This window comes from Thioalkalivibrio halophilus (assembly GCF_001995255.1).
GTDB lineage: Bacteria > Pseudomonadota > Gammaproteobacteria > Ectothiorhodospirales > Ectothiorhodospiraceae > Thioalkalivibrio > Thioalkalivibrio halophilus.
Genome location: NZ_MUZR01000014.1, coordinates 1 through 5,241 on the forward strand (window position 1 = coordinate 1; position 5,241 = coordinate 5,241).

7 protein-coding genes are annotated in these 5,241 nt (G+C 69.2%); 6 read left to right on the forward strand and 1 reads right to left on the reverse strand.

Annotated features, from left to right (window positions below):
- The 4 genes from msrP to B1A74_RS05140 all read left to right on the forward strand — a co-directional run.
- A partial coding sequence (gene msrP / locus B1A74_RS05125) for a protein-methionine-sulfoxide reductase catalytic subunit MsrP (RefSeq protein ID WP_143592229.1) occupies positions 1-840 on the forward strand: 840 nt, incomplete at its 5' end.
- Between the two features lie 25 nt (positions 841-865).
- Positions 866-1,498, forward strand: coding sequence for a protein-methionine-sulfoxide reductase heme-binding subunit MsrQ (locus B1A74_RS05130; RefSeq protein ID WP_244269172.1), 633 nt, complete (start codon positions 866-868; stop codon positions 1,496-1,498).
- 64 nt (positions 1,499-1,562) lie between these two features.
- Positions 1,563-2,186 carry a hypothetical protein gene (locus B1A74_RS05135; protein ID WP_077243969.1) on the forward strand — a complete coding sequence of 208 codons (624 nt, stop codon included), beginning with the start codon at positions 1,563-1,565 and terminating at the stop codon, positions 2,184-2,186.
- A gap of 29 nt (positions 2,187-2,215) precedes the next feature.
- Complete coding sequence (locus tag B1A74_RS05140) at positions 2,216-2,530, forward strand: putative signal transducing protein (protein WP_018869615.1); 315 nt, start codon at positions 2,216-2,218, stop codon at positions 2,528-2,530.
- 7 nt (positions 2,531-2,537) lie between these two features.
- On the opposite strand, the gene B1A74_RS05145 is transcribed toward B1A74_RS05140, so the two are convergent.
- On the reverse strand, positions 2,538-3,314 hold the full coding sequence (locus tag B1A74_RS05145; protein WP_077243970.1) for a lytic transglycosylase domain-containing protein: 777 nt from the start codon (positions 3,312-3,314) through the stop codon (positions 2,538-2,540).
- Between the two features lie 99 nt (positions 3,315-3,413).
- On the opposite strand from B1A74_RS05145, the gene B1A74_RS05150 reads away from it, so the two are divergent.
- On the forward strand, positions 3,414-4,241 hold the full coding sequence (locus tag B1A74_RS05150; RefSeq protein ID WP_208855982.1) for a biotin--[acetyl-CoA-carboxylase] ligase: 828 nt from the start codon (positions 3,414-3,416) through the stop codon (positions 4,239-4,241).
- The gene (locus B1A74_RS05155) at positions 4,231-5,133 is read left to right on the forward strand and encodes a type III pantothenate kinase (protein WP_077243971.1); all 903 of its coding nucleotides are present in this window, start codon (positions 4,231-4,233) and stop codon (positions 5,131-5,133) included. The genes B1A74_RS05150 and B1A74_RS05155 overlap by 11 nt, the downstream gene beginning before the upstream one ends.
- Positions 5,134-5,241 lie beyond the last annotated feature (108 nt).

The window sequence follows — 5,241 nt, forward strand, 5'->3', positions numbered from 1 at the left end:
GCGCTGGGGCTTGCGGGCCCGGCGGGTGCCGACCTGCGCGACGAGCTTAAGCCCCTGGACGCGGAGCCGGGCGAGTTCTCCACCGACGAATCGCTGACCCCGTTCGAGGACGCGACCACCTACAACAACTTCTTCGAGCTGGGCTCCGGCAAGGAAGATCCGCATCGTCTGGCCGACCGGCTGCAGACCGACCCCTGGAGCATCCGCGTGGAGGGGCTCTGCGACAACCCCGGGGAGTATGCGCTGGAAGATTTCATCGACCCCTGGTCGCTGGAGGAGCGGATCTACCGCCTGCGTTGCGTGGAAGGCTGGTCGATGGTGATCCCGTGGATCGGTTTCGAGCTCAACCGCATCATCGACCGTGCCGAGCCGACCGGCAGCGCCCGCTATGTCGCCTTCGAGAGCATCCATGATCCGGACAACCTGCCGGGGCAGCGTCGCAGCGTGCTCGAGTGGCCGTACGTGGAAGGCCTGCGTATGGACGAGGCGCGGCATCCGCTGACGATTGTCTCGGTGGGGATGTACGATCACGTGCTGCCCAACCAGAACGGGGCGCCGATCCGGCTGGTGGTGCCGTGGAAATACGGCTTCAAGAGCATCAAGTCGATCGTGCGCATCCGCTTCGTCGAGGACGAGCCGCCGACCTCGTGGAACCGCATGCAGCCGAACGAGTACGGCTTCTACAGCAACGTGAACCCCGACGTGGACCACCCGCGCTGGTCGCAGGCCACCGAGCGCCGCATCGGCGAATTCCGCCGCCGGCGTACAAAGATGTTCAACGGCTACGGCGAAGAGGTTGCCTCGATGTACGCGGGCATGGACCTGACCGAGAAGTACTAAGGAAACATTGGTCAGTGTTTCCTTAGTGTCAGGACGCCGGCGCGCATCGGCCCGGCCTCCGCGCGGGGTGTGGACCCTGGTGCTGGCGGCCTCGCTGGCGCCGGGGGCGTGGATCACCCTGCGCGCGGCCGGGTGGTTCGGCGGTCTCGGAGTCAACCCGATCGAGCGGCTGCTGGCGGATACCGGCACCCACGCGATGATCGCGCTGCTGGTGGCGCTGGCGGTCACGCCGCTGCGCCAGTGGACGGGTCTCGCCTGGATCAGCGCGCTGCGGCGGATGCTCGGGCTGGTGGCCTTTGCCTGGGTCAGCGCGCATCTGCTGGTCTGGGTTGGGCTGGATCTGTTCTTTGACTGGGTACTGATCCTCGATGACATCCGTCACCGGCCCTATGTCACCGTCGGATTCACCGCCTGGGTGATCCTGCTGGCGCTGGCGCTGACCTCCACGCGCGGGGCGCAGCGGCGGCTGCGGCGCTGGTGGCCGCGTCTGCACCGCCTGGCCTACGCGGCGGGCGGGCTGGCCATCCTGCACGTGCTGTGGCTGACCCGGGGTGCGGACTATATCGAGGTCGGGATCTACGGCGGGGTGCTGGCGCTGTTGCTCGGCTGGCGACTGTGGCGCTGGCTGCGGTCGGTGCCAAGGCCCCGGGCGGGATGAAAGATCTCCCCGCGGCCGGCGTCGCATCGCTACAATGGGGAAAACGTCTGACTGGAGCAGTTCCTTGGCCACCTTTACCCTCACCCTGCATGCCCCCGATCCCGAGCAGCCCGAGCTGCAGACGGTTTCGGTGGACGAATCCGGCGACGAGCTGCCCGAATACGGGCAGGTGTGGGTGTGGGACATCCTCTACGCGCAGCAGCTGTTCGCGCTGGGTGACACCCAGCCGGCGCAGGATCTCAAGGAGATCCTCGAGCTGTGGGCGGTGAACATGTCCAGCAAGGTGTTCCAGCCGCACCAGCACATCCTGAACAAGGGCTATCTGGACCTCTCCGAGAACCTGAAACTGGTGACCGACGAGACGGAACGCCCCGCACCGGCCGACGGCGACCGACGGATCGAGGTGCAGGTGACCGGGCAGGTGGGGCAGATGCCGGAGGTCGCCGTGTCGCCCGAGTCACTGGAGGCGAACGATCGGGTGCATCTGGTACTGGGGCTGGCGCAACATTTCAATTATGCCAACGACAAGTTCGGGCGCGAGCTGCCGATCCATGTCCTGGCGCTGCGCAAGTACCACGCCGACATTCAGCTGCCGCATACCCGCGAGGCGATGGATGACGGGCCGATGTACGCCATCCAGAAGGCCATGGAGTACTTCCAGGCCGCCAACCAGGGCACGGTCCAGTAGCGCCGGGCGGGCATGGGAAACACTGATCCATGAAGACCGTCTACCACAACGCCGATCCGGTGATGGCCGAGTTCATCGGCGGCATGCTCAACGACGCGGGCATCCCCGCCCACGTGCATCAGGCCGGGCTCTATGGCGCCTCGGGCGAGATCCCGCCCAACGAGTGCTGGGCGCGCATCGTGGTGGTGCACGAGGAGCAGGCCACCGAGGCGCGGGAACTGGTGATGGAATACCTCGAGGGCGATCCGGTGGGTGACGCGACCGAATGGACCTGCCCGAGCTGCGGCGAGCGGATCGAGCCGCAGTTCACCCAGTGCTGGAACTGCGGGCGCGAGCGGCGCTGAAGCAGCGTCAGCCGGAGCCGGCGCGGACCAGCGGCTGGTCGCCGTTATAGTGCCGACCGATGCGCCGGATGTATTCGCGGGTTTCTTCGTAGGGCGGGACGCCGCCATGGCGTTCCACCGCACCGGGACCTGCGTTGTAGGCCGCCAGGGCCAGGTCCAGGTCGCCGTCGAAGCGCTGCAGCATGGCGGCCAGATAGCGCACCCCGCCCTGGACGTTCTGGGCCGGATCGAAACGGTCGGTCACTCCCAGCTCCGCCGCGGTGGCCGGCATCAGCTGCATCAGACCGTGGGCGCCCACCCGTGACACGGCCTCGGGATCGAAGCACGACTCCACGTGGATCACCGACAGGACCAGATCCGGATCCACTCCTTCGCGGCCGGCGGCGTCGTGGATGATGTCGGCGTATTCCCCGCCGCCGCTGGCCATCGCCCGTTGGGCGTTGCGGCCGCAGCGGGCGCGCGCCGGCGGACGGCCGTACTGGGCGATCAGCTCCATGCCGGGCCCCTGGTTGCGCAGGTTGGTGACCAGACGTTCGCCGTCGGGTCCCTCGAAGACGAAGATCTCGGTCGGCGACCAGCCGTCGTCACCGCCGGTGGTCGTGTTGCCGCGCGTGGACGAGGGACCGGGAACGTCCTCGTAATCGCCGTGTTCGGGCGGTTCGTCACTGATGACGCGGGCGCCATCGTCATCGATCCAGGTGTAGAAATCGGCCTGCGCCGGTAGCGGGGCCGCGAGGCCCCCTGCCAGGGCCAGTGACCCGACCGCAAGGGTCAGGGCAGACAACCCCCTGCGCAACGCCGTAAGATGATGGACCGTGTTCAAGCCGGTTCTCCCGTCGATCTGCCGATCCCCATGACCGCCTTCTCCTCGACTGCCGCCATTATGGCGCCGGAAACCACGGCGCTGGAAGGCCTTTTGCGCGATGAATCCGCGCACGCGGGGCCGGCCCGGGTGGAAGTCCTGGATCGAGTGGATTCCACCAGTCGCTATCTCCTGGAGGACGTGTCCGCGGATGCGTTGCCGCGGGCCGGACGGGTGTGTCTGGCGCGCGAGCAGACCGCCGGTCGGGGCCGGCGTGGCCGGGACTGGGTCGGGCACCCGGAAGACGGCATTGCACTGTCCGTGGCGTGGCCGCTGGAACCGGGCGAGCGGGTGCCGCCGGCGTGGCCGGTGGGCGCCGGACTGGTGCTCAGCGAGACCCTGCACGAGCTGGGCTACGCCGCGGTCGGCCTGAAATGGCCCAATGACCTGGTGGTCGGCGAAGCCAAGCTGGGGGGGATCCTCGTCGAGCAACAGGCGCCGCGTGTCGCGAACGGTGTCTGCGGGCGGCTGGTGGCGGGCGTGGGACTGAACCGCGCCGGGTCGCAGCGTCTGCAGCTGGGGCGTGCGGTGACGGACCTGGCCGCGCAGGGTGTCCCGCCGCCGGGCTGGCTGGAACTGGCGGGGCGCCTCGCCGCGAGTCTGCTCAGGGCGCATCCATGGCTGATGGCACACGGTCTGAGTCAGGCCGGCGAGCGGCTGGGTGCCGTGGATGTACTGGCGGGGCAGCGCGTGGAACGCCTGGAGACCGGCGAGCGATTCCTCGCGCTGGGGATCGATCCGCAGGCCGGCACGCTCCGGGTGCGCGACGAACAAAGCAGAGAACGGGGCGGGGAACAGGCTCTGCATTCCGGAGAGGTCAGCGTGCGCAGGTGGAATCATGCCGAGTGACGGGAACCCGAGTCTGACGCTACTGCTGGATCTGGGCAGCAGCCGCCTCAAATGGTCCCTGCGCGACGAGTCCGGGGTGGAACAGGCCAGCGGGGCCGACGCCGATATCGCGGCCGGCGTGGCGGAGCTGGCGCAAACGGTGTCGGTTCCGCCGGGGGCCGCATGGCTGGCGCGGGTCGGGGCACCGGAGCGCTCGCAGCGCCTGCGCGAGGCCCTGGCCACGGCCTGGCCCGGTCTGACGGTCGAGGAGGTGGAACCCCGTCTGGAGGCGGAGTCCGGCGTGGGCCCCGGGGCGGCGGCGCAGTCGGGCGTGCTGGTGTCGCGGTATGCCCACGGCCAGCTGGGCGTGGATCGTTATTGTGCCCTGCTGGCGGCGCGCGCGCGTGACCCGGGGCAGCCGGTGGTGCTGGTGGATGCCGGAACCGCCGTCACGGTGGACGTGCTGCGCGCCGACGGTGTGCACATCGGGGGCTACATCCTGCCGGGGCTGCACGGCGGCTGGGCCGGGATGCAGAAGCTGTTGAGCGATCGCATCGCCCCGCGTGCGCCGGGCGCGGGTTTTGATCCGTGGCCCGAGCGCTCGCCGGGGCAGAGTACGGCCATGGCGCTGGACCGGGGCTGGGCCACGGCCTGGGCGGCGGGCGTGGCGGCCGTGGTGGCGGCCGGCCGTGAATCGCTCGCGGACATCCCGTACCCCGAGGAGGGGAGTACCGGCTCTGCGGGGGTGGCGCGCGTGCCGGTCTGTCTCCTGACGGGGGGGGATGCCCGGATGCTGATGGAGGATCTTCCGGGGCCGGTCAGAACGGATCCCCGGCCTGTGCTGGACGGGTTGGCGGTGCTCGCCGGGCTGGAGCTGGCGGACGAGTCACGGACGGGGAGGGCGGGGGAATGATTCGCTGGACGATTTTTGCGTTGCTGCTGGCCAACCTTGGCTATCTGGGCTGGGCCTACCAGAGCGGACACCTGGACCCGGATCCCTGGTCCGATGCTCCGCCCCCGG

Excerpts from the sequence above, each read along its gene's own strand:
- B1A74_RS05140 (WP_018869615.1), top strand. The coding sequence starts at position 2,216 with ATGAAGACCGTCTACCACAACGCCGATCCGGTGATGGCCGAGTTCATC.
- B1A74_RS05150 (WP_208855982.1), top strand. The coding sequence starts at position 3,414 with ATGGCGCCGGAAACCACGGCGCTGGAAGGCCTTTTGCGCGATGAATCC.
- B1A74_RS05155 (WP_077243971.1), top strand. The coding sequence starts at position 4,231 with ATGCCGAGTGACGGGAACCCGAGTCTGACGCTACTGCTGGATCTGGGC.